At 60.8% G+C, this 23,522-nt stretch carries 18 protein-coding genes and 6 pseudogenes; 19 read left to right on the top strand and 5 right to left on the bottom strand.

Annotated elements, in window-relative coordinates:
• The 10 genes and pseudogenes from OMK73_RS37970 to OMK73_RS37930 all read left to right on the top strand — a co-directional run.
• The coding region (locus OMK73_RS37970) for a 3'-5' exonuclease (protein ID WP_267606816.1) at positions 1–121 on the top strand (121 nt) is incomplete at its 5' end.
• A gap of 108 nt (positions 122–229) precedes the next feature.
• Positions 230–1,657: a DEAD/DEAH box helicase family protein gene (locus OMK73_RS37965; protein ID WP_267606807.1), complete on the top strand. Its 1,428-nt coding sequence runs from the start codon at positions 230–232 to the stop codon at positions 1,655–1,657.
• Positions 1,651–3,288 carry a helicase associated domain-containing protein gene (locus tag OMK73_RS39560; protein WP_420715708.1) on the top strand — a complete coding sequence of 546 codons (1,638 nt, stop codon included), beginning with the start codon at positions 1,651–1,653 and terminating at the stop codon, positions 3,286–3,288. The genes OMK73_RS37965 and OMK73_RS39560 overlap by 7 nt, the downstream gene beginning before the upstream one ends.
• Entirely contained in the window at positions 3,254–4,396 is a 1,143-nt protein-coding gene (locus OMK73_RS37960) for a ParA family protein (RefSeq protein ID WP_267606806.1), read from the top strand. The genes OMK73_RS39560 and OMK73_RS37960 overlap by 35 nt, the downstream gene beginning before the upstream one ends.
• A 382-nt stretch (positions 4,397–4,778) precedes the next feature.
• Positions 4,779–5,636: pseudogene (locus OMK73_RS37955) on the top strand (ParB/RepB/Spo0J family partition protein); the annotation flags it as partial.
• Positions 5,637–5,642: 6 nt separating this feature from the next.
• On the top strand, positions 5,643–6,182 hold the full coding sequence (locus OMK73_RS37950) for a hypothetical protein (RefSeq protein WP_267606805.1): 540 nt from the start codon (positions 5,643–5,645) through the stop codon (positions 6,180–6,182).
• Between the two features lie 151 nt (positions 6,183–6,333).
• Entirely contained in the window at positions 6,334–6,846 is a 513-nt protein-coding gene (locus OMK73_RS37945; RefSeq protein ID WP_267606804.1) for a helix-turn-helix domain-containing protein, read from the top strand.
• 166 nt (positions 6,847–7,012) lie between these two features.
• Positions 7,013–7,600, top strand: coding sequence for a hypothetical protein (locus OMK73_RS37940; protein ID WP_267606803.1), 588 nt, complete (start codon positions 7,013–7,015; stop codon positions 7,598–7,600).
• A gap of 570 nt (positions 7,601–8,170) precedes the next feature.
• Positions 8,171–9,289: a type IV toxin-antitoxin system AbiEi family antitoxin gene (locus tag OMK73_RS37935; RefSeq protein WP_267606802.1), complete on the top strand. Its 1,119-nt coding sequence runs from the start codon at positions 8,171–8,173 to the stop codon at positions 9,287–9,289.
• Between the two features lie 2 nt (positions 9,290–9,291).
• Positions 9,292–10,200, top strand: coding sequence for a hypothetical protein (locus tag OMK73_RS37930; RefSeq protein WP_267606801.1), 909 nt, complete (start codon positions 9,292–9,294; stop codon positions 10,198–10,200).
• A gap of 35 nt (positions 10,201–10,235) precedes the next feature.
• Here the strand turns inward: OMK73_RS37930 and OMK73_RS37925 are convergent, their stop codons facing one another.
• From OMK73_RS37925 to OMK73_RS37910, 4 genes and pseudogenes are all read right to left on the bottom strand, one after another.
• The gene (locus tag OMK73_RS37925; RefSeq protein ID WP_420715707.1) at positions 10,236–10,430 is read right to left on the bottom strand and encodes a tyrosine-type recombinase/integrase; all 195 of its coding nucleotides are present in this window, start codon (positions 10,428–10,430) and stop codon (positions 10,236–10,238) included.
• 1,184 nt (positions 10,431–11,614) lie between these two features.
• Positions 11,615–11,851, bottom strand: a pseudogene (locus OMK73_RS37920) (phage integrase family protein); the annotation flags it as partial.
• A 1,123-nt stretch (positions 11,852–12,974) separates the two neighbouring features.
• A complete protein-coding gene (locus OMK73_RS37915) occupies positions 12,975–13,397 on the bottom strand; it encodes a hypothetical protein (RefSeq protein WP_267606800.1) in 423 nt (140 codons plus the stop codon).
• 33 nt (positions 13,398–13,430) lie between these two features.
• Positions 13,431–13,577, bottom strand: a complete 147-nt coding sequence (locus tag OMK73_RS37910; RefSeq protein ID WP_420715706.1) for a hypothetical protein — start codon at positions 13,575–13,577, stop codon at positions 13,431–13,433.
• Between OMK73_RS37910 and OMK73_RS37905 the strand changes: the two genes are divergently transcribed.
• On the top strand, positions 13,554–13,787 hold the full coding sequence (locus tag OMK73_RS37905) for a hypothetical protein (RefSeq protein ID WP_267606799.1): 234 nt from the start codon (positions 13,554–13,556) through the stop codon (positions 13,785–13,787). The genes OMK73_RS37910 and OMK73_RS37905 overlap by 24 nt on opposite strands.
• A 111-nt stretch (positions 13,788–13,898) precedes the next feature.
• Positions 13,899–15,571 (top strand): annotated as a pseudogene (locus OMK73_RS37900) (phage integrase family protein).
• Between the two features lie 79 nt (positions 15,572–15,650).
• On the opposite strand, the gene OMK73_RS37895 reads toward OMK73_RS37900, so the two are convergent.
• Positions 15,651–16,274, bottom strand: a complete 624-nt coding sequence (locus tag OMK73_RS37895; protein ID WP_267606798.1) for a transposase — start codon at positions 16,272–16,274, stop codon at positions 15,651–15,653.
• A 460-nt stretch (positions 16,275–16,734) separates the two neighbouring features.
• Here OMK73_RS37895 and OMK73_RS37890 point away from each other — a divergent pair, with 460 nt between their 5' ends.
• The 7 genes and pseudogenes from OMK73_RS37890 to OMK73_RS37860 all read left to right on the top strand — a co-directional run.
• Positions 16,735–17,034, top strand: coding sequence for a type II toxin-antitoxin system Phd/YefM family antitoxin (locus tag OMK73_RS37890; RefSeq protein ID WP_267606797.1), 300 nt, complete (start codon positions 16,735–16,737; stop codon positions 17,032–17,034).
• A 49-nt stretch (positions 17,035–17,083) separates the two neighbouring features.
• Positions 17,084–17,230: a hypothetical protein gene (locus tag OMK73_RS37885; RefSeq protein ID WP_267606796.1), complete on the top strand. Its 147-nt coding sequence runs from the start codon at positions 17,084–17,086 to the stop codon at positions 17,228–17,230.
• 437 nt (positions 17,231–17,667) lie between these two features.
• Positions 17,668–17,886, top strand: a complete 219-nt coding sequence (locus OMK73_RS37880) for a hypothetical protein (protein WP_267606795.1) — start codon at positions 17,668–17,670, stop codon at positions 17,884–17,886.
• A 7-nt stretch (positions 17,887–17,893) separates the two neighbouring features.
• Positions 17,894–18,928 (top strand): annotated as a pseudogene (locus OMK73_RS37875) (tyrosine-type recombinase/integrase).
• Positions 18,929–18,967: 39 nt separating this feature from the next.
• Positions 18,968–22,293 (top strand): annotated as a pseudogene (locus OMK73_RS37870) (SNF2-related protein).
• A gap of 50 nt (positions 22,294–22,343) precedes the next feature.
• Positions 22,344–22,709: a calcium-binding protein gene (locus tag OMK73_RS37865; protein ID WP_267606794.1), complete on the top strand. Its 366-nt coding sequence runs from the start codon at positions 22,344–22,346 to the stop codon at positions 22,707–22,709.
• A gap of 143 nt (positions 22,710–22,852) precedes the next feature.
• Positions 22,853–23,511, top strand: a pseudogene (locus OMK73_RS37860) (Tn3 family transposase); the annotation flags it as partial.
• Positions 23,512–23,522: the final 11 nt, after the last annotated feature.

Raw genomic sequence — 23,522 nt, 5'->3', positions numbered from 1 at the left:
CGAAGCCGAAGAGCGCAGGCTGTTCTACGTAGCACTGACACGCGCAAAAGACTGGCTTTTCATAAGCACGGCGAAGAAGAACCCGACGTCACGGTTTGTCATTGAGGCAGGCCTTGGATAGAAGCTCGACAACTTCACGATTTCCACCCAACGCGCAACCTCCGTCCTTTACATCCATTTCTGGCTTGTACGCTCGAAAGATGGATAACAGGAACGAGCAAATAGAACAATGATTCATTCACGTAGGCCACACCAGATTGCCGCCGTACGGGACGTCATCTCTGGCTTCGAAGATCATGACCGGGGCCAGCTAATCATGGCGTGCGGTACAGGAAAGACTCTGACCACTCGATGGGTCGTCGAAGATATGAATGCGCGTCTTACGCTCGTTTTGGTGCCGTCCATCGCTCTTCTTGATCAGTTTGCTGCGGAGTGGCGTACAAATGCGAGTCCACTGCACAGCTTTGAATACCTCTGCGTGTGCTCTGACGAAACCCTGACCGCGTCGATGGACGCATTAGAGGTAACGGCGCAAGACCTACAGGCGGATGGCCTTTCGGTTGCATCCGACCCTCAGACAATAGTCGATTTCATGCTTGGTGCGGGTCGGCGCGTCATCTTCTCCACCTATCAGTCGTCGCACCTTGTTGCCACGGCGCAGTCCAGCATTGGTGTTCCAGCGTTTGACATCGTGGTTGCCGATGAGGCGCACAAGTGCGCGGCGGGTACTTCTTCAGTATTCTCCACCGTTCTGTACCAGGATAGGATCCGGGCGAGAAAGCGGCTGTTCGCAACGGCGACGCCACGGATTTATCGCCGTCCTAGAAAGACCGGAGATCGTGAGCAGGTTCTTGCAGATATGGGGAATGTTGGCCTATTTGGGCCGCGCTTCCATACTCTAGACTTCCGCCGTGCGATTGAGCTTGGCCTGCTTTGCGACTACCAAGTCGTCGTGGTTCTTTCCGATGACGAGGAGGTTCGCACTGTTGTGGAAAGCAGCGGTGAGAAGCGGCCGGCCGAAAGCTCTGAGCCGATGATGCGTGCCGCGGCGATTGGCCTGCACAAAGCTATCGAACAATTCGAGTTGCGCAAAGTCATCACCTTCCATCGCTCATTGGGTAACGCATCCCGCTTCCGGGACGACCTAGTCGGAGTCTCGAAGTCATTGCGTCGCCCCGAAAGTTGTTCGGCGTCATTGCATGTGGACTTCTTGTCTGGCGCGATGAAGGCTAATGTCAGGAGGGCCAAGCTGGCTGACTTCCGTTTCGCCTCACCGGACACGCGCCGTGTCATTACAAATGCTCGCTGCCTTACAGAAGGCGTTGATGTTCCTAGCGTCGATGGCATAGCCTTCATCGATCCCCGTAGCAGTGAGATCGACATTGTGCAGGCACTGGGCCGTGCGCTGAGACGACATGAAGGCAAGATCCTCGGTACCATCGTCTTGCCCATCTTTCTTGGGCGAGGCGACTCGGCTTCTGATGTCATCCAGAACACCGACTTCCGAGCGATCTGGAATGTACTCAGTGCCCTTCGATCTCATGACGATGAACTTGCTTCTTCCTTAGTGGATGCAAGGAATGCCGGGGCTGGCATCTCGAATTCCGGCTCTGACCCTTTTGCCAAGGTGCATTTTTTGGTTCTGGCAACGTGTTGAAGATTGCGGACGCCTTGCGTCCCGTTGTCGTTGCGGAGCTGACTAGCACGTGGGACGCCGGCATTCAAGCCGCGCGGGCACGGGCTGCCGCGATGGGCGACTGTAACGCTAGTCATGGCGAGCGCTGGCCTTCGAAGGATCCGAATGGCTTTCCGCTTGGAGAGTGGTTGTCAGCGCAACGCCGCGAGCGAAATCGGGGACATCTCTCGCAGTACCGTGGGCAACAGCTCGAGGCGATAGGCATCGTTTGGAGCCTTAGGGATGCTCGTTGGCAAGTGGCCTTCGATGGTGCGCGTGAGTGGATTGCTCAACACGGGCGCGGCACCATACCAACCCACGCAAAATGGACCAGGGAAGATGGGACAGTCATTGCCGTGGGCTCGTGGGCGAATGAGCAACGTAGCGCGTGGAGATCTGGCACCTTGTCACCTGAGCGCGTAGAGCGGTTGACTGCGGCAGGCTTCACCTGGGCGCCGCTTGATGACAGCTTTGAGCAGGGCTTCAGTTGCGCTAAGGCATGGCACGTCTTACACGGGAATTGCAACGCACCGGAGTCTGCGACGTGGCCTCAGGGCGATGTGGATGGCTTTAGGCTGGGGGCCTGGATTAAGAGTGTTCGCGTTTCCTACGCCAATGAAAGGTTGTCAGAAGAGCGTCAACGACGGCTGGAAGCTCTCGGTATCAACTGGCGCAGGAGGGATGCTCGCTGGGATGAGGGGTTTTCCGCGGCGGCTGCCAGAGCGATTGTCTACGGCGACTGTAACGCTCCCCAAGAGGCCGTTTGGCCAGAGAACCAACCGCACGCCTTCGACTTGGGAAGGTGGCTGGTTAATCAACGTCGCGCGAGAGCGTCCGGGGAATTGGATCCAGCGCGAGTAAAGAAGCTAGATAGCATTGGAATGCACTGGGATCTCCGCGCAACGCGCGGCGAACAAGCCTGGGAACGGGCGTTTGCCTGTGCGCAGGCCTGGTTCCGCATCCACGGGACTTGCAATGCTCCGCCCAAGGCGCGTAGTCCTGACGGGTTCTGGCTCGGTCAATGGATTTTTGCGCAGCGCAGCACATTCCGAGCCGGGCGGCTGCACCCCGAGCGGACAGCGCGGCTAGAACAGTTGGGGATGGTGTGGCAACCCGCTGTTAAGCGCACCCCCGCACCGGCTTCCAATCCGATTGTGGCGAATGCACCTCTTGATCTGCCTCTTAGGCTCCGCCGGCTCTCAAGAAGGATCGCTTGGAGTCCACCATCGTTGCAGTTGGTGGCCACGCAAGGTCACTCGTCCTACGAGGTCTCGAGCCGAGCACTACCGCATTTCTTTCGGTCAGTGTGGCAACGACCTGGCGCATCCCCTAACCGATGGAGCGAGCATTTTACCCAATACGATGGGTGCCAAGCGACGAAAAGTTGTCCAAACACCACTTACGGTGCCAATTTGCCATCAGCGGAACTGTGGTGCAGACATAGCGCAGCATCTTTGCCTCTATATCTGTTCTGCGCCGCAACAAACACTCTGCACAGAATTTTGTGCGTTATTCTTATTTTTTGCTATGATAGGGAAAAGGCCGCTTTTCTGGCAAATACCCTTTCAGGATGTCATCGTGCCAATCAAGACCATCAAATACCGCCTAGCTGACATTGTGCCGATGCTCGACGTAAGCGAGGCGACTGTTCGTCGGATGATCGAGGAACACGGGATTGTGGCCGAACGTATCCCGGCTGGGAATTCCACTCGACCCGTCTACTCAATTGACCAAGTGCTTCAGCTCGCCAAAGCGAAACGGCACAAGGCCAAGTTGCAATTCAAACGCCCTCTCGTTATCGCGGTGTATGTGCCGAAGGGCGGAGTAGGAAAGTCCACTCTTACGAACGAGCTCGCCTGCGAATTCTCATTGCAGGGCTACAACGTGCTCGCAATCGATTTGGACGACCAGGCGTCACTCAGCATCATGAACGGCTACCAACCAGATGAGGTGCCGGACCAGGGCAAGTCGAACGACTGGCTAGTCAAGCATACATTCCTCAGCGCTCTCTATCCCAAAAGTGGGGAGAAGAATCCGATCCCATTGTCAGAAGTGATCGAGCAGCCATATGGAAAGCATGGGCAGAAGCTCGTTCCAGCGGACATTACACTGGGCGAACTGGGGTACAGGCTGGCCAACCAGCCCAATCGTGAACGGTTCATTCGGAATTGGATAGCATCCCAGAAATCGACGGAGCTCCGTGATATCGATATTGTCCTCATCGACAATGCCCCTTCAACGTCGGTGGTTTCACGCGCCTCCATTGTCGCTGCGGATCTCTTGCTGATTCCAGTCCGACTTGATGCGCTTACGGTTAAGTCCCTTGGCTTCTTGGCTAACGAACTAACCAACCTCAATGAATCGGAACTACCGATCCCGCAGGTCATTGCAGTGCCGAATTACTTCAAAGCCAACAACAACCGCTCCGCACGAGTCATGGGCGCGTTGCAACGTTCGTTTGGGGACGAAGTTCCGATTGCCCCTCACATTGGTGAAAGCGAGCGGTTTCCCCGCTCGCTGATGGCCGACGAGGGCCGCGAGCTTGAAGAGGTGCTTCCAGTTACTTACGACTCGTGGACGCGTGCTGCAGAACGGCAGCACGAGGAGATTCGAGCCGTTTCGAAATTTGTTCTGAAGATCGCTGAGGATACGCTAGCTAGCGGAGAGTCGGGAAGCCTCTTTGATGAGGATGGTGGCGGCGAAAGGAAGGTAGCGAACTGATATGGCTACGAAACGATCTTTTCAACCGCCGCCTGTACCCGCTGCAGATACACAGCGAGCAGGTCCGATCCCCGGGGGGCTTTAAGATTCCCCGGTTTCCGAAGCCGACCACACTCGCGGCGGTGGATACTAGCTCTCGCGCCGACATTGACGTAGCAACCCCGGCGATTGAGGGCACGGTGCCTCCGTCTGTCGGCCTCACGCCAGCGCCTGCTGATGCGTTGGCCAGGATAGCGGGCGCCGACGCGGGGCTGGCAGAAATAGGGGCTGCGGATACAGATGCGCCGGTGAGCTTGCAGGCGGCAGGACCAATCGTTGCCGGCCCAGGCGACTCTGCACCAGATCTACATCTTGCGCTGAGCAGCCTGAAGTCGCACCCTGGAACGCCCGGGTTCATCGCCAAGCATCGCGCATCCGTGACCTTGGCATGGATCTCTTGACCAATGGGCAGCTCGCCCCAATTCTGGTTGCACGCGATCCTGAGCAACCAGGCACCTGGTTTGTGGTGGATGGCGAGACGCGGTGGAAGTCAGCGGCAAAGCTGAACTGGCCGACAATCTGGTCGAGAGAAATCAAAGTCGATCCGAAAGAGCCGAAGGAGTTCTACGCAACGTCTTTCGAGCGAACCGCAGCGACAGATCCGATCTCCCATGTTGACCAGGGTATTCGCTGGGCCGCATTGGTTAGCGCAGGACATGCCTCCTACGATTGGCTCGTGGAGCGACTTGGCAGAAGCAAGTCGACGATCAGCGCGATGCTGTCCTACGCGAAATTTCCACCAAAGGTGGTCGAGTACATGGCGGAACACAGCGACTCGTTCCCCTACTCAATCGCCCACGAGCTGGCCCGTAGCGTTGGCAACATCGAGACTTTCCCTGAGGAAGACCTGCTTTCTCTCGCCACCAAGATTGTTGAAGAGAATGTCTCCCGCCGCGGCATTGACGCGCTTGTGAAACATTACTCTCGCGATTCCTCGGAAAAGCGAGTTCGTAAGTCTGCCCAGGTGAACGTACCTATCAAGGCGGGCGCAGTGCAATACGGCGCGCTCAGGAGCTACAGCAATGGCGGTGTTGAGTTGAAGCTTCAACCTACAGGCGCGCTCGATGATGCGAGCCGGCAAGGTTTGATGCAGATTCTCGAAGCCACTGTTGCGGCGTTGAACAGCGGTTCGGCGGACCTGCGAAAGGATGTCCTTGAGCGAATCGCCGCTGCCGAGGCTATCCCCCCATTGGACATGTGATCCTTAATGCACTATATCGCGAAATCTGAAGTCTTTACAATGTTTGTTAAATCAAACAGGGAAGATTTCGTTCGCGATTTTAATCAGATAAAACTGCATTTGCTTCTGACGATGAAGGATTCGCAATCGTTCGACCGGTCGAACGAGACTGCCTCATCACCGTTTGACCGATCGAGCGACCGCGCTCCGGCGCCGTTCGACCGGTCGAACGAGACTGCGTCGAATCCGTTTAACCGCCCGAGCGACTATGCTCCGATATCGTTCGACCGGTCGAACGATATTGCCTCATCACCGTTTGACCGATCGAGCGACCACGCTCCGGCGCCGTTCGACCGGTCGAACGAGATCGCCTCGACTCCCTTTGACCGCCCGAGCGACTGCGTCCCGGTGCCGTTCGACCGGTCGAACGAAACACCGCCGCCCAGTTGGCATCGCCAACGAGTTAAGCGATCCACACACGATCAACCAAAAGAAAACGCCCCGGCTCCCCGGGGCGTTTTCTTTTGGGCTCATCGATTTCATTGGAGAACGACCATGGCCGCCTAACCAAAGAAAAAAGCCTGGAGTTGGCGCTCCAGGCTTTGTGTGAAGTATTGATGCCGAAGCGACATCTAAACTCCGTCTTCGCAAACTGAGTTTAGGAATCCAACGCTTCGCTGTCAATGCTCATCTGAAAACTGAGAGCAAAACATCGAAGATGAAAAATATTTCGGGCTTCGCCGGCCTCCCTATTGTCCGGCAGACAGAAGAAGCGGATCACTTGAATGAACGAGATGCTACACACTTGAATCGCAAGATTCCGAGTGCGCCTGATGTCGTCTCGCACGAAGGTGATAAGAACGAATCATCTATCACTAATCGAACAGCGACGCTTCCTAACGTTGTTCTGCGAGCTATTGCGCTTGCGTATGAATCCGAGCAATTTGCTTCTCTACATATCACTCATCGGCAAATTCTAGCTGCCTTGATTCGTTTCTCACTTAATCAAAGCACTCCGAGTGCACTTGCGTACGTCAAGAAAACAACGATCGCAAAGCATCTCAACGTTAGCGAAGCGACGATCTACAGAGGCCTGACAACTCTGGAGACAGAAGGGCTAATTGCGCGAGAGAAGCAAAATCGGACGCGATTCAAACTCGAAGTAGTAGGGCGGATTGCGTTCACGCAGAAGTTGCTTACCTTTCTGGGGGTCTCCCAAAAAGTGCCGTAAAGATCACCAATGACGGCGTGCAAGGTACTGTGGAGGGTAATCCTTATGAATCAACGGGTTACGGGCCAGCACTTGCATCGGTGCGTGACGTAAACGGTGGTAAACCACAGTCTTCTTTGAAGAGACAACCCGCACGGGGGCTTTTGTCAGAATCGCCGACAAAGCGGTGCCTAGCGATCTTGCCTGGCTGGTGCAAAAGAACAGCCTCCAAGTGCCAGCGCTTTTCCTCCTCATGGCGGAAGCACGGAAAGCTGGCCACCGACTGTCCAACGTGGTCTCCGCGGCCGAGCATGCCATCAAGGAACTCAAGGGCAAGTGGCTTTTTGCCTACGTCAGAAGCTTGCTTGTAAAGCCTGTGGACTACGCCCACGTGGCCAAGGCAAAGGAAACAGAGCAGGAGCAACGCCTCGCCACCGAACGCGATGCTGCAGCCCGCGCCAACCAGGTCCAAGATTTGGTCCAACGATATCGAGGCAAGCGCGTTGTAGATGCCCAGGGGAATGTCTTTGAAGTGGATTCCGCTTCGATTGTCATCACAAGCCCGAACGGCCAGCGACGAGCAGCGGCTCACGAACAAGGCCTGGATTGGCTGCTGATGATGGATACCTTGCACCATCGGGGCGAGTGCACTCCAGCGCCGGCAACCGTGCGGAAGGCGGACAAGGCCACGAGCGGTGCCATCGTGGACCACCTCAAGGGCTTGCGCGCTCTCGTTGGTCTAAGGGGAGGGTTCCGAGAGGCTGCAGGGTATTGAGCCAGGTTTATATACTGAATTTCCTGCGCCGGGTACGAGGCTCCGTTTAGGCCTGTCGCAAACCGAAGCCAGTGGCCCTCAAAGCCTACAACGTGTGCGGCGGGTTGGTACGGTGGGCAGTTGGCGGTCCATGCTGGGACCACAATGGGCCGTTTGTGAGGCCACTTATGAGCCCAGGAGGGTGCGACATGAGCTTCTTGTGGAGCACTTAAGGGGCACTTTGAGGACCCGCGCAAGCACCAACTGGCGATGAAAGGAACGGATAGGGAAAGAAGCCAGAAATCGATCATGGCGCTTAGGCGCAGTAGGTCCTTCGCAGAATGGTTTGATAGTGATCAGCTCACGATCGGTTTAAGAGGAGAGCCGAGGTGCTCCTCGCCGGCGGCGGCCCTGAGTGACGTGTCGGAGGCACCCGGAGGATTGAGCCGCGCGAGCATCACCCCTCCTTTATGGATTACAGTTAGTTTAGCTGCACAGCTAAACTAACCGCGCTCGAGCAGTTTCGTTTTTGTTTTTGCCGTTATTTATCTGTACAGCTAAACTAGACGAAATGCAAAAAGGAAATGCCAAGTGCATCAAGAGGAACAACCGGTAGTGAGGCGCGAAGACGGCAAGCATGCCCGGCTTGTCACCCAGTTTGTCCAGGCACTTCAGGAGGCGACCGGGGCAGACGTGACACCGCAGGCTGACAGCGCGTCGTCGGTGTCAGAGCTAAATGACAGACTGCTTTCAATGGCCACGCCCGATGGCGAGACCTGGCAGTTGGTGCTGGAACTTCTTCGTGAAGGGTACCCGCGCGATGTCAGGCGGGTGGTCTGGAAGCTCAACGACTATCTCGACTATCGTCACGATTCCGCAACGCCACCCGACCTGATTCCAGTGGTAGTCGCGGATCACCTGAGCTCTGGCGCACGTGAGGATCTTCGCCAGCAGGGGATAGGCTATTTCGATTCCAGCGGAACGCTTTTCCTGAGGCACCGAAAGTGGCTGATCAATATCGATAGGCCATCAAAGCCCGGCGCTACACGCCATACTCCTGACTTGTTCAAAGGTGCACGCGAGAAGGTCATCCACGCGCTGCTACATGCTGAGCAACACTGGCGCACCGGCCTCCAGCTTGCAGATGAATCAGAGACGTCCGCTTACACAGTGTCGACCGTCCTGCACGAGTTGGACCGGCTTGAGTGGGTCGAGTCCCAAGGTAGCGGACGCACGTTGCGTCGCCGGCTCACCAAACCGGGCCTTTTGCTCGATGCCTGGGCCAACGCCTGGCGGGACCGGAAGGAGAGCAAGTCGCGCTGGCACTTCTATAGCGCGAACCCTAACGCCATCCTGGCCGGGCTGACTGCAAAGTTCGAGTCCGCTGAACTCCGCGACTGGGCATTCACGGGCACCGCCGCCGCCAATACCGTGTCGCCTCTCCTGACGCGCACGGAGACGGCCGAAGTGATAGTACCGCCAGACTCCGCGGAACAGTACGCCGAGGCCATCGGCCTGAAGCGGGCCGAAAAGGGTTCGAACGTAACCTTGGTCGAGCGCTCGGGCGCAAGCATGTTGTTCCGTCGCCTCCATTCCGACAACCCGTCCTGGATTGCCAGCCCGTTTGTCCTATACCTCGACCTTCTAGACGAACGGGGGCGGAACGCCGAACTGGCCGCGCAATTGCGCCACGACATCCTCAAGATCTGAATATGGCGATTGAACCCAAACCTGAAACCGTCGACGGCTACGATGCCGACCACACCCTGGCATGCGAGCGCGTGCTGGTCACGATGCTAGGTGCCTTCGGCACACTGAAGAGCACCATCCGCCTCGTTGGCGGTTTGGTGCCACGTTATCTCACACCTGAGGCGCCGCCAGACGTTCCCGCGCATTTCGGCACTTCCGATGTGGATGTTGTGTTAAATCTGCAGGTGATAGCGGAGGGCGACGGCTACGATTCACTGGCGGCCCAACTCAAGGCTCGGAAGTTTGAGCGATTTACGAACGCCGAAGGTAAGGTCAGCAAATGGCGCTGGCTGCGTCAAGTCTCGGAACACGAATATGTTTTAGTCGAGTTTCTACAGGGTTCCACCGAAGCCACGCCGGCGGGGAAGGTGGCCAGCGTAGATGGAGAGGCTGTATCCGCACTGGCGATTAATCATGCCGACATCGTGCACGACTGGTACCTGGAGAAGGAGTTGACAGTCCAACTGCTTGATGGGGCCGGCTATTCTACTGAGACCGTTCGGTATGCCGACGTGACTGCATTCATTGTCCTCAAGGCGCTCGCTTTTGATGATCGTGGAGCATCCAAAGATGCTGGTGACCTGATCCATGTACTAAGGTATGCGGGAACGCCAGAGGCGATTGCTCAGCAGATCCTCGCCAAGATGGCATCGGGCCTACATGCGCAGGCAATCGACGAGGGCTTGCGAGCCCTAGAGCGCCGGTTTTGCGATGGCGATGGCGTCGAAGGGTATCTCCGCAACGGATCGGTGGCGTTTGCAACGTTTCACCTCGGCAAGGATGGGGACGAGGACGAGCGCATCCGCGAACAACGCTACGCAGCAGGGCTAGTGACAGAGATTTTGGGACTGGTCAGACGTGCAAGCTCCTGAGAAACGGAAAGGTGGCAGGATCTGGGGCCGGGCGATCAGTCGCCCTTGCCGGTATCCCACACCGCTTGCATCGCTGCCATGCGCCGCGCCGCCTCGGTGGTCACGTAACGCGTGGTGGTATCGAGCGACGCGTGGCCGGCATTCTGCTGTACCACCTCCAGCGGCGCCCCGGCCGCAAGCGAGTGCGAAATGTGCGTGTGCCGCATCCAGTGGGTGCTGGCTGCCTCCAACCGCGCCGCTCCGCGCGGATCGTCGGACCCCAGCGCGGTCGCACATTCAGAAAAAATCCCTTCACCTGCTTGTAGAGTGCATCGGGTGTAATTCCGGCCGCGGTATCAACGGCGCGAGCTGCAGCCGACCAGGGTGCCAACTCGTTGGTGTCGAGGGCATGTCCCAGTAGCGCGACGCCGCGACACGCACCAGGCTCGCGTGCCAGGCCGCGCGAAGCCAGATATTCGGATAACTCGGCTATTACCGCTGGCGGCACCGGCACCCGGCGTAGTTTCGCCCCTTTTCCCAGGACCTCCAGCCACCAGCCTTCCACGTGTGAGTCGGTCCCCGGACGGGGCAGGCTCACCCATTCCAGGTGGTCCGTAGTGGCCGCGACGATCTCCGACAGGCGCAGGCCGGTGGCGTAGAGGAGGGAAAGCGCGAAGCGTAGGCGCTGATTGCGGGAGGTGGGAGGCAGGGCCGCCAGGCGCCCACGCACGAAATCCCACTGGGCCTCGGTCAGGCTGCGCCCCACGTCGAGCTTGGGCTTGCTCTCCCGCGCTACGTGGACGCCATGCCAGGGATTGCCCATCAGGTAGTTCTGGTCCACCAGGAACCGGTACAGGTTGTTGAGCACGCCGACGGCATAGGCCTGCGCCCGCGCCGTCAGTGGACCCTCGAACGGGCGCCACACCGGACTCCAGCGCTCGCGCGAGCGCGGGGCGCACCAGTCCGCTGGTGGCGCAGCCAGGAAATCACGGTACGCCACGCAATCCTCGTGCGACATGGACGACAGCGGCTTGCCGCGCACCAGGATGGCCCATAGCAGGTACCGCTCGGCTTCTTTTCGGTAGGCGCGTTGTGTGTGCGATAGCGTCTGCAGCCAGTCAAGCGGGCCCGGCACGGTCGCCATGTCGCGGCGCCCGGCGCGCAGCCGCGCGACCTCGCCCGGCGGCAGGCCGGGCTTGGCCCGCAGCCAGGCCAGCACGGCTTCGTAGTCATTGTGGGCCGACAGCAGGCACTGCGCTTGCGGGCGCCGGTAGCTGCCGGCGCGGCCATCCAGTTCGGCTGGCACCACCAGCTTTTCGAGTGGAACCAGGCCGGTGCCGCGGGGAACCACTCGCGCCAGCTCGTGCGCGTAGCGCTGCCGGCGCGGTACCGCCACGTGCTGGCCAATGCGCCGCGCCAGCGTGTCGGCGTGGGCCTGCAGGAATGCCTCGATCGCGCGCGCCTTGCCAATTCCGATGCCAGCGACCGCGCGGCTCCAGCCGGCACCCAGGCTGTTGATGCGGTCGACCAGGTCGCCGACGGTGGTCACCCCCGCCGACTCGAGCCGGCCGGCCAGCGTGTCGGCCAGCCAGGCGCGGCAGCCATCCTCGATCAGGACCGGCTGTGCGTACTTCGCTTCCAGCCAATCCACGGCTTCCAGCTGCTGGCGCATTAGCTTGGCCCGCTTGGTTTCGCGTTCCATCGCTTTGCCAAAGCGGGCGCGGTAGGCGTCCAGTTGCTCGGCCTGGCTGAAGCCGTCCAGCCCCTCGCTGGCGGCGAAGTCTTCCAACGAGGGCAGGCCCTCGCCCAGACGCCCGATCTGGCGGAAATCCACCCGCACCAGCCGGGCCATGCCGTAACGCTCGGCGCGGCTGGCGGCGGCGGCCAGTTCCGCGCGCAGCCAGGCCGTCACACGGCGGACTTTCGGGTGCCCGGCGAAGGCGCGTGCAGTGGCCTCGCGGTTCGTCGCCGCCTGTGCGCTGCTGGCTTCCTCCTCAGACTCAATCTCACCTTCCTCGGCCAGGTAGCGCTCCCACATGGGGCGGGCGTTGAGGCCCTGGATGACCGCGCGCAGGAAACCGAAGTGGCCGCGGTGCAGGTGGCGGCGGATGACGGCCCGTCGGCGGCGCCGGGGCGCAGTGGGCTGGGTCGACGGATTGGCCAGCGTGGCGCCGGGGGTGGGAAGCAACGCTGGCAGGTCGGCCGGCATGGCGGCGGCGAGATCAACGAAGTCGGGCAAGAGAGCTGGCTCCGGGGTTCGAAAAGGGGTCGAAACGCGCCGCAAACCGAGGCCTGGCGCCGGTTGGCGGGCGATACGTCACATTCTATCCGAGAGGCTGTGAGTCAGGTTGCGTGACGCGTACCTTATTTTCTCTGTTCTTGATAAGAAAGATTATCAAGAACAGAAATAAGTGTTGCATGAAATACTAATTGAATGTTCCGTCGAATTTTTATACATCATGAGGCACTTTTTGTTGTCACGTCTCAAAGTTAATGGGTTTTGTCTCACAGTTAGTGGGTTAGATTCTCAAAGTTAATGGGTACACCGAAGCTGCGGAGGCGAGGGACAGCACGTCGGCGAGACGCACTTGGTGTGTTCCACGAAACCGGCAATGGCTTGCGCTGTTGGCTCAGTCGCGAAAACCGAGGGACTTCCCCTTCCGATGGTGTTGATGCAGTTTCGACGTATCCGCCCGAGAATCCCCGTGGTAGCGTGTGCTGGCGATTTCGCGGAAACTCTGGAGCTGTTGGGGAGAGCGCTGGGTGTTGGCCCCATCGGCGGATGCGCGGCGATCTCACCCGTGTCGTGAGAACAGTGCGCGCGGGGACGGACTACCGCCCCGGTGCTTCCCGTGCGTCGCAAAAAAGCTCAGGGTATCGTCATGCCTGATCTTGACGTGCCATTCTCCAACACAGTATTTCGCGTCGGAGAACTTCTCCCGCCATCGGCGCGAGAGCATCTCGATGCAGGCACGTCCTTCCGGTGGCATCTGCGGCCCGGCGGCCAACTGTCGCAGCATCTGCAGAGGACCGGGATTTCCCCAGCGGGGCGTGGCTGAGACATGCGCGTTCCAGACAAGCACCACCAGTTTGTATGTCTCGCGCACCACCACGATCGGCGTGTTTTCGGTAATGGCCTCGGACAGAAATGGCTCGCCGAATTCCAGAATCGTTGCGGAGATCTTGCGCTCGGCCTTGCCCGCGCTTGCTTTGTTCATCGTTTCGTTGCCGCTTGATGCGCGAGCCGCAGTTCAGTGCCGCGTCGCCGAGGCCGCAACCGGCAAGGACGACGTTGACGCCACAGTCGATGCCGGCCCCGCTGCACCAGATGGCTTCCAGTTGTAGGGCGCCAAATCCTCGATCCGGTTGATGGGGTGGTCGTTGATTCGCGCGAGCACGTCGGTCAGATATTCGTACGGGTTGACATCGTTGGCGGCTACGGCTACGAGATCACCGGTCTAGACGTACTCGATGCCGGCCGTGCGACCATGCAGGCGGCAACTCACGCCGGCATCGATCCTGCATGGATCAGGGAGCAAATCCGGTTGCTGACCGCCAAGATCTCGCCGCAGGCTGACTTTGTGAGCAAGGTCTTGCAGGCCATCTGACCGGAAACGCCAGTCACCGCAGTTCGGCGAGATCCTCTTTCATCGTCACTACAGAGATAACTTATATTATCCTTGTACTATCATTCAGGTACGTAACTCGCTCCGCACGAAATGCCCCGACGCCTACCTATACCCAACGGCTTACCCGATGCCGCGGCGCTCGCCGCGCTGCGCGCCTGGTACGAGGGTGCTTCCTCACGTGACGCGGCCGATCGCTACCTGCGCGATCGGCTTGACCATGGCCAGTCGGCACGCGGTCTCATCGGCGAGATCCGGCGCCAGCTCGTTCAGTACGCCTACCAACACCGGCGGCTCGACCTGGCGGACATCTTTGCCTGCCCGACCTCGCAGCGCGTGCGCCACGCGCGCGCGGCCGCATCAGCCATCGAGCGGCTGCGCGTGGCACCCGCACCTGCCCCCAGATCAGCGATGCGGTGGAGCAGTGGCTGCCGGCGCGCGCGGTGCGCGCCCTACAGGCCGCTGGCATCACCACGCTGGCCAACCTCACCGTGCGTATCCCCCGCCGACGACAGTGGTGGACCGCCATCCCGGGACTCGGGCGCGCGAGCGCCCGCCAGATCGAGGCATTCTTTGCCGCACACCCGGCGCTCACCGAGCGCGCCCGCGCTCTAATCGTCACCGATCACCGGTCTATCGTGACGCCGTGGGAACAATTGCGGCTGCCGCACGAGGTTGACGGTTCCGCCGGCGCCTTCCGCGCGCCGCCATCAACCTGCATCCTGGGCGTGGACAACGATTACGAGGCCATTCAGGCCTGGCTGGCCTTGCATGAATCCACAGCCACGCAGCGCGCCTACCGCAAGGAAGCCGAGCGGCTGATCCTCTGGGCCATTGTCGCGCGCGGCAAGGCTTTGTCGTCGTTGACCACCAAGGATGCGACCGATTACCGGGCATTCCTGCGCCGACCCACGCCGCGCGAGCGCTGGGTCGGGCCACCGCGGCCGCGCACGTCGCCGGACTGGCGCCCGTTCGTCGATAACCTCTCGGCGCGCTCGGTTGCGCATGCGCTGGCCGTGCTCAGCGCGCTGTTCCGCTGGTTGGTGGAGCAGCGCTATGTGTTGGCCAACCCCTTCGCGGGCATCAAGGTGCGCGGCAGCCAGCGTGCCATGGCCGTGGAAACCACGCACGCCTTCACCGAAGGAGAGTGGCTGCTGGCGCGCACCATCGCCAACGGGCTCGAGTGGTCATATGGCTGGCAAGCCGCAGCCGCGCAACGACTTCGCTTCCTGCTGGATTTTGGTTACGCCACGGGACTGCGGATCAGCGAACTGACCAATGCCGCGTTGCGTAGTCTCGAAGTCGATGCCGCCGGCGATCACTGGCTGCATCTGGTCGGTAAAGGTGGCAAGCCCGCCAAGGTGACCTTGACTCCCTTGGCTCGGGTGGCGCTGGAGCGCTATCTGCAGGAACGCGGGCTACCTGTCAGCCGCGCCCGCTGGAACCCCGCTACGCCCTTGGTCGGCAGCCTCGACGGTGGCGAGGCCGGCATCACGCCCCTGCGCCTGTGGGAAGTCATGCGCCGATTCTTCAGGCTCGCGGCCGACGTCATCGAAGGCGACCATCCGGCGTTGGCTGAGAAGCTGCGACGGGCTACTCCTCACTGGATGCGGCACACCCACGCGACCCACGCGCTGGCCAAGGGCGTCGAGCTCAGCGCTGTGCGCGACAACCTGCGCCACGCCTCGATTTCGACCACGTCCATTTACTTGCATACCGATGATGTCAAGCGAGCGCGGCAGTTCGGTGAGGCGTTCACAGCCTGAATCGCTTATGCGTCAACGGAATAAGGCGCGACGGTTTCATAACCGCAAGGCTTATGATAGCAATTTGGTCGAATCTTGGTCAGACCCCTTTTTGACCCTCGAGCAGCTCCTGGCTCTCTACCACCACGAGCGTGCGGTCCAACTCGCCAACGGTGGTTCTAACCCGCGCCGCCCGCACTTCGCTCAGCTTGCCCGACAGCGGCTTCATCGCACCGCGCTGCGCCGCCATCTGCAGCGCCTCTTGCGCGGCCTTGTGCCCCAGCGGCAACGAGATGAGACTGTAGTAGCCGGCGGCATCGAGATCGAGTTCCAGTTGCGGGCTCCAGAACCCGCCGTCCCGTACCACCGTGCGCTGCGCCGGCTGCTTGCGACCCTCACCGCTGTCGAGCGCCTCATGCAACTGCGCCAACCCAGCAAGGCACGCCGCGAGCACCGCCTGGTCCGAGCCGTTGCCGGGATACGTCCGATACAACAGCGGCACATGACCCGTCTCGCTGACCAGGAGGCCAAGCCCTACCACGCGCAGGTCCTTTCTCTTGCTCTTGGCGTGTCCTCGCCGGGCCAGCTCGCCGGGCGTCTGTGTGTCGATGTGGGTATCGAAGTTTGTCGTATCGAACGCGAGCACGTCCGCGGACAGCTCGAAGCGGGCGATGGCCGCCTTCGCTATGGCCACCTGCGCCTGCTCCAACTGCTCATCGGTCACCTGCTGCGCGACACGATGGAAGGCCTGGCCGGTGAACGCGCAGCCCGGCAAACACGACAGGCGCGGCAGACTCCCGTCGAGAAACTCACCCAGCTCGCACTTGGGTCCCCCGACGGCGGCAGCAAGTACGCAGTGTCTCGATCAACGGGAACGAAGCGGCTCATCGGGGTAGTCTGTCGGTTGTGTTGCCGCGATTATCTGGCAGGCCATCATCGATTGGAAGGCCGGAAAGCCCGACAGGCTCTAGACAGGGGAGAGATTAGATGTATGGGGTCACAGTAGCTACTTTGGCTATATTGCCTCTTTTGACTATGGTGGCTATACTCCAGTCCATGGCGATGCATTGGACGCCATCCAGGAGGGTAGCAACCAATGGGACGGGTAGGGTCCCATTCTTTAGGGAAGATCCAGCGTAACCAAAATTAGTCAGGGAAACCGCGTTAGTGCGGTCTAGATAGTGATGACCACTCTTGTACTTGAGAAGACGGTCACGGCCAAGGAGGCAAAGAATCGCCTCGGGGAAGTGATCGATGAGAGCATTGCCCACCCTGTGGGGATTTCCCGCAACGGCCGGCTTGTCAGCGTCCTGGTTTCGGAGCGCCTGTATCAGCAGATGCAAGCGCGCCTCGAGGCCCTGGAGGACGCCGACTGGCTACGCCGTGCGCGTGAAGCTCGGGCGGGTGGCTTTGCTTCTGCCACGGAAGTCGCTGCCATCATCGGCCGACTGGAAGAGAATGCTGACGCTAAACCTCACGAATGACGCCGTAAAGTTTGTTAATGGGCTACCGCCCAAGCAGTACACGCAGATCATGCGCAAAGTCATCGATCTGCTGACGAATCCCCGCCCGAACGACTCCATCCAGTTGAAGGGTGCCACGGAAGGGAGCGTCGCGCGGACATCGGCGAGTACCGCATTGTCTATCGCCACGACGACACCCACCTTTATGTCGACGTGATCGGTAAGCGCAATGACGGCGCGGTGTACCGGTAGGAGAGCCACCTGGACCGTAGAAAGACGGGAAACGCCTCGACGGGGCGAGGAGAAGAAAAGCATGGGGTTCCAAACTGAAGTCCGCACCGAGCGGCGTACGCCTGCAGTGGTGACCCGGGCGGAATTGCTGGCTGGCCTGCTGGATGGGGTCAGGGAGGATGCGGGTCGGTATCGTCACCTGATGTCACTAGCCCCAGCCACACGCCGACGGCTGGCGCATCGAGCTGCCGGGCGACATGCCCTTCGACGTGGCGGTCGACACCGACATGCAGACTCGGGCATTGATCGGCAACCTGCGGCAACGCGCACCGGGCTAGTATTAGAGAAATCGCCCCCGCTCTGTAGCGGTGCAGCGACACCGACCGCTGGCCGATAGCAAAGATGTTAGAAATGGAGAATCGCATGACCCAAGCTACCATGAACCAGACACCGACCATCGTCGCCTGGTTGGTCCGCTGCATCGTTGCCATCGCGCTGGCGAGCGCGTGGCCGCTGAGCGCCACCCTGGCCGCGCGTGCGCTCGGCTGGTTCTCGCCGGCGGCGCACTACGACATCTTCGCCCACTGCGTTGCCTCCAGCCTGTTGGCCGGCGTGGCCTTGACGTACAACTGGGCGCGCTGAAGCGCGACTGGTGAATCGCCAGGCGCCCGACGAAAACGCCCCCTATTTGGCGCAGCACGTGCCTCGCACCGGCCGCCGGTATCAAACTGGAAATTGTCCGCTGTCGAGCCTCACGCGCGAAGATTTCCTGATTTACGAGCAATTTCTTGCCGCACCGTCCGCAGACTGGGCCGATCCCGTCCTGCCACGGCGCGGGGGCACGCGGCGGCTGTTCGACGGGCCGCTCTCCGAGCGCAGCCGGCGCCAGGCCCTCGGTATCCTTTGCGGGCTGCTCAATTACCTGGTGGCCGCCGGGTACCTTGCCGGCAATCCGCTTGCGCTGCGGCGCTCGCCCTCGGCAACGCCGGCACGGATCCGCCGCATTGAACGTTACCTCGATCACGCGCTTTGGCAGGTTGTGCTGGAATCGATGGAGGCTTGGCCGCAGGCATCTGCCCGCGAGCGCCAGCACTACGAACGCAGCCGATGGCTGATCCGGCTGCTGTACCACACCGCATTGCGGGCAAGCGAAGCCGCCAACGCACAGGCGGCGGACTTCTTCCAGCGTCGCGGCCGCTGGTAGCTGCACGTCATCGGCAAGGGTGGCGCCGAGGGCGAGGTGCCAGTCTCCGACACCCTCATGGCCGACTTCGCGCGCTACCGCGCATTCCATGATCTGGCACCCATGCCCTTGCCGGCCGAAAGCACGCCGGCCGTCATGAGCATCGCCGGCGACGCCAAGCGGCACCTGACGCCGACGGCGATCTACCTGATTGCCAAGGAAGTGTTCCGCCGGGCGGCCGACACACTCGAGCCAACCGATCCGATCGGCGCAGCCACACTGCGCCGGGCCTCGACGCACTGGCTGCGGCACTCGGCGGCTTCGCATCAGGCTGACGCCGGCACCGATATCCGCTTTATCCAGAAGAACCTTCGCCACGCTTCGATCGAGACGACCGGGATCTACTTGCACGCCGAAGATGACCGCCGGCATGCCCAGACCACTCAGGCGGGGTCAGAACCGGAAGCCGCTGCCGTACCGGCCGGGAGCCTCCCCGCGTAGAATGCTCCCCGCGTTGTCAACCTCTGAATCCCTCAGCCGATGTCTGTCTCCTACGATCCCCGCCAAATCGCGGAATGGCTGGACTCCCACACGGTGTCCAAGGCTCGCTCCTATGCGAGCGCTGTCTCGGAGTTGCGCTGGATCAACGAGGATACCTTGGCGGGACTGGTGCAAGGCACCCATACGCGTCCGTATGACGTGCGTGCGTATTTCCACGACATCGACGAAGACATGTGGGTGGAGGGGAATGCACGTGTCCGGTCGGCGTTGACTGCAAGCACGTGGCAGCGCTGCTGATCGCCGGCCTTGCCCACCAGCCGAAGCCATCGGCCGCCGACGTGCGCGCGGAACTGGTGACCTGGCTGGAAAACTTTCGCGCTCGACGCACGGCAGCCAATCCCGCTTCCAAGAAAAAGCCAGCCAAGGCCACGCATGCACTAGCCTATGTGATCGGGCAATCGTATCGCGGCTGCGAGATTTCCCTCTACAAAGCCCGCGTGGGGGCGGACGGTACGATTCGCTCGGTCAACGATCGGTGGCAAAACGTCGAGAAAGCGCTGGTCGAACCGCCGAAATTTGTTTCCGAGGAGGATCTGTCTATCCTGCGCGGATTGTGGCTGGGCCGCTCGCATGCCGCCTATACAGGTAGTTTTGCTCTGCAGGGCACAACCGGCGCTGCCATCCTGGAAAAGCTCATCGCCACCGGGCGTGCCTTTACTTCCTTTGCTCCCGCAGGCGCCCACTACCCCGGATCACACTGCCCGGTGCACTGCGGATCAGAGCGCGGCGCAAAGATGACCTGGCAAGCGCAGCCCGACACGCGCGTGCGGCCAGTCTTGCAGGCCGAGCCACCCGCCACCCTGTTGCTGACGACAACCCAGCCCTGCTGGTATGTGGACGCGCATTCTGGCGAAGCTGGCATACTCGCCATGCCGTGGCCAGCGGAACAGGTCACGGATTTCCTGTCGATGCCGGCCATCACGCTGGACGAGGCGGCGCTCGTTGGCAATGTGTTGCGTGAAGTCGCCCCCGACCTGCCCATGCCGCCCGTGCCCGACGCGTCGTCCGTGCAGGTGATCGACACCGTACCGACGCCCGTACTGACTCTTGACACCTTGCCGACCTGGTCAGTGTCGCCACTGGATTTTGCGACGGTCAGTTTTGATTACGCAGGCCACAGCCTCCCGGCGCACAGCAGCACCACCCTCGTTCGCACTGCTGGCAGCGAGGTCATCCAGATCAAAAGAGACGTCAATCTCGAGCGGAAACGTCTGACCGAGTTGCAAAAGGCCGGATTCAGAAAAATTCCGGCCAACCGTGCATTTGGTTACAAACCGTTTCCAGATGGCATCCTCGGCCCCGAAGATGTCGACGACTGGCCGGATCTCGTGAAGCTGGTGCTACCCGCACTACAGGCAAGCGGCTGGCGCGTCGTCATGAGCGACGAATTTCGGCACAACGTAATCGAGATCGATGCGATTGACGGCAGCCTGCGTCAGACCGGCGACGGCTGGTTTGACGTCGAGATGGGCATTACCGTCAATGGTCGCACGGTGCGCCTGGAGCCGCTGCTAGCAGACCTCTTTCGTCGCGATGAGCGCTGGCTGTCGGGCAAGTTCGATACCATCGCAGACGACGAAGTGATCGACCTGAAAACCGACCGCAACGAGCGGCTTCGCCTGCGTGCCGACCGGCTCAAGCCGGTCGTGCGCGTGCTGATCGACCTGTTCGACTCGCTCGGCTCCGGCATGCGCATTTCCGCGTGGGATGCGGCACGACTCCATGCCCTGGATCAGACCGGGCGCTGGCAATTTCACGGCGATGCGTCGATTCGGCAACTCGCGCAACGCCTGATGGCGGGTCCTGGGGTGACAGATGTGCCGGTGCCGCGTGGGCTGAAGGCCGAACTGCGTGCTTACCAGCGCCAGGGGCTTGCCTGGATGCAGTTCCTGCGCGAACACGAGCTGTCCGGCGTGCTCGCCGACGATATGGGCCTTGGCAAGACCATTCAGACACTTGCGCACATCCTCACCGAAAAGGAACGTGGCAGGCTGGACCGGCCTGCGCTGATCGTCGTGCCAACGACCCTCATGCACAACTGGTGTGAGGAAGCGCAGCGCTTCGCGCCGAAGCTGCGCGTCCTGGATCTGCACGGGCCCCAACGCCACGAGCGCTTTGACCAGATCGGCGAGCATGATCTCATTCTGACCACCTACGCCTTGCTGTGGCGCGACGAGGAAGTTCTTGCCAAGCACGACTTTCACCTGCTGATCCTGGACGAGGCGCAGTATGTCAAGAACGCCGCCACCAAATCCGCAGCAACCATCCGCGAACTGCGTGCAAGACACCGCCTTTGCCTGACGGGCACGCCGCTCGAGAACCATCTCGGCGAACTGTGGGCCCAGTTTGACTTCCTGCTGCCTGGCTTCCTCGGTACGCGCCAGGACTTCACCCGCCGCTGGCGCACGCCCATCGAGAAAGGCGGCGATACTGTTCGACGTGAACTGCTCGCACGACGCATCCGACCGTTCATGCTGCGTCGGCGCAAGGATGAGGTCGCCGCCGAGTTGCCCGCGAAGACGATGATTGTGCGCACGGTCGAGCTCGAAGGCGCGCAGCGTGACCTGTACGAGACGGTGCGCGCCGCCATGCAGGAAAAGGTCCGTGCGGCCGTCGCAGCAAAAGGCCTCGCGCGCAGCCACATCATCGTGCTGGAGGCGTTGCTCAAGCTGCGCCAGGTCTGCTGCGATCCGCGGCTCGTCAAGATCAGACAGGCGGCCCGGATCAAGGAATCGGCCAAGCTTGATCTACTGCTCGACATGCTGCCCGAACTAATCGAGGAAGGCCGTCGCATCCTGCTGTTCTCGCAGTTCACCAGCATGCTCGACCTCATTGCGGCGGCCCTGGAAAAAGCTGGGATTCCGTACGTCATGCTGACTGGGGATACCACCGACCGCGTCACACCGGTCAAGCGCTTCAAGCAAGGTGAGGTGCCGCTTTTTCTGATCAGCTTGAAGGCCGGCGGTGTTGGCCTGAACCTGACGGCGGCCGACACCGTCATTCACTACGATCCCTGGTGGAATCCCGCCGTAGAAAATCAGGCCACCGACCGCGCGCACCGTCTCGGGCAGGACAAGCCTGTGTTTGTCTACAAGCTGATCACCGCCGGCAGTGTCGAGGAGAAAATCGTCGCGATGCAGGAGCAGAAGGCGGCGCTTGCCAACGCGATCCTGTCGGAAGATGCCGCCGGCGCCGTCAAGTTCTCCGCTGACGACATCGAGGCTCTTTTCGAGCCGATCCCGGCCGCACCACCTATTGTCGCACCGGCGGCGAAGCCCCGATCCCGCACCAGGACGGGAACATAAAAATGGCCTTGCCGCGGCGCATTGTCGAGGTCCGACCAGCACGAACCCCAATGGCAAAACCGGGCGACAACCAACACGAACAGCGCATCTCGATGGAGATCGTGGTCGACGCGTACACTGAAGAAGAATGCGCGATGGCGTGGTACTGCCATCTCGAGGACAGTCTGAGCTTTCCATTCGAAGCGCGGGTACGTCAGGCGATGGCAGCCTCCCCGCTGCGCTCAGGTGACAGAGTCTCCGTCCTCAGACTCGCGCATGATCATTTGTGCCGCGTTGCCATCTTCGTACATGCACTTTACAACCAGCGTGAACTCGTCGTGCCCCTTGCCCAGCTTGTTCCCGTCCGCGCCGACCAGAGCACGCGCCTTGCCGTCTCTGACTGGCACTACTGGCACGACCAAGATTACAGCTTCTGACCTCCCGCACGATCTGACATCCCCCGGGCGCAGGTTGCAGGGCCCGCTCGGGGCCGCTACCAGGTCAAGTCGCACTCCGCCAGCCCTTGCCTGGCAGGGGCTGGCGGGAGATTTTCACTTTTCGGGGGATGGGCAGAAATAGCCAAGTTCACGCACGCACGCAAACGGCGCTGTTCCGGCGTGTTGCGCGGCGCCTGGCTGACGACGACATGGCCCAGTTGGACCCCCTGCTAAGACGGGAATTCAATCAGCGCCAGAGACGGCGTACAACACCATCAAGCGGTACGCGCTACGGCCCTCGCGCAAGCACATTTCTCTGCTGATCGAGCACTTCACGTGGCTCGAAGGCTTTGGGGACTACGCCAACGTGCTCGAGGACGTGCCAGCCACGAAGCTGCGGTCCCTGTCTTCGCAAGCGATGAGTCTGGATGCGGCGAATCTGAAGGAAATTCAGCCAGAGCGCCGTTATACGCTGGTCGTAGCACTGCTGCACCAGATGCGCGTGCGGGCTCGCGACGACCTGGCCGAAATGTTCATCCGCCGTATCGGGGCGATCCACAAGCGCGCCAAGGAAGAACTCACGCAAATCCAAGCACGTCAGCGTGAGCAGATGGAAAGCCTCGTTGACGTGCTAGACAGCGTGGTCAATATCGTCGATGACCACGAGGATGACACCGAACTGGGCGCGCGGGTCCGCAAGTATCTGGCGCCAACCGGCAACCTCGAGCCCTTGCGTGAGAGCTGCGCCGAGGTCCGGGCCTACAGCGGCAAGAACTACCTGCCGTTGCTATGGCGGCACTTCAACACATCTCT

This window comes from Cupriavidus sp. D39, assembly GCF_026627925.1.
GTDB lineage: Bacteria > Pseudomonadota > Gammaproteobacteria > Burkholderiales > Burkholderiaceae > Cupriavidus > Cupriavidus ulmosensis.
This window is presented reverse-complemented; position numbering and strand designations above follow the sequence as displayed.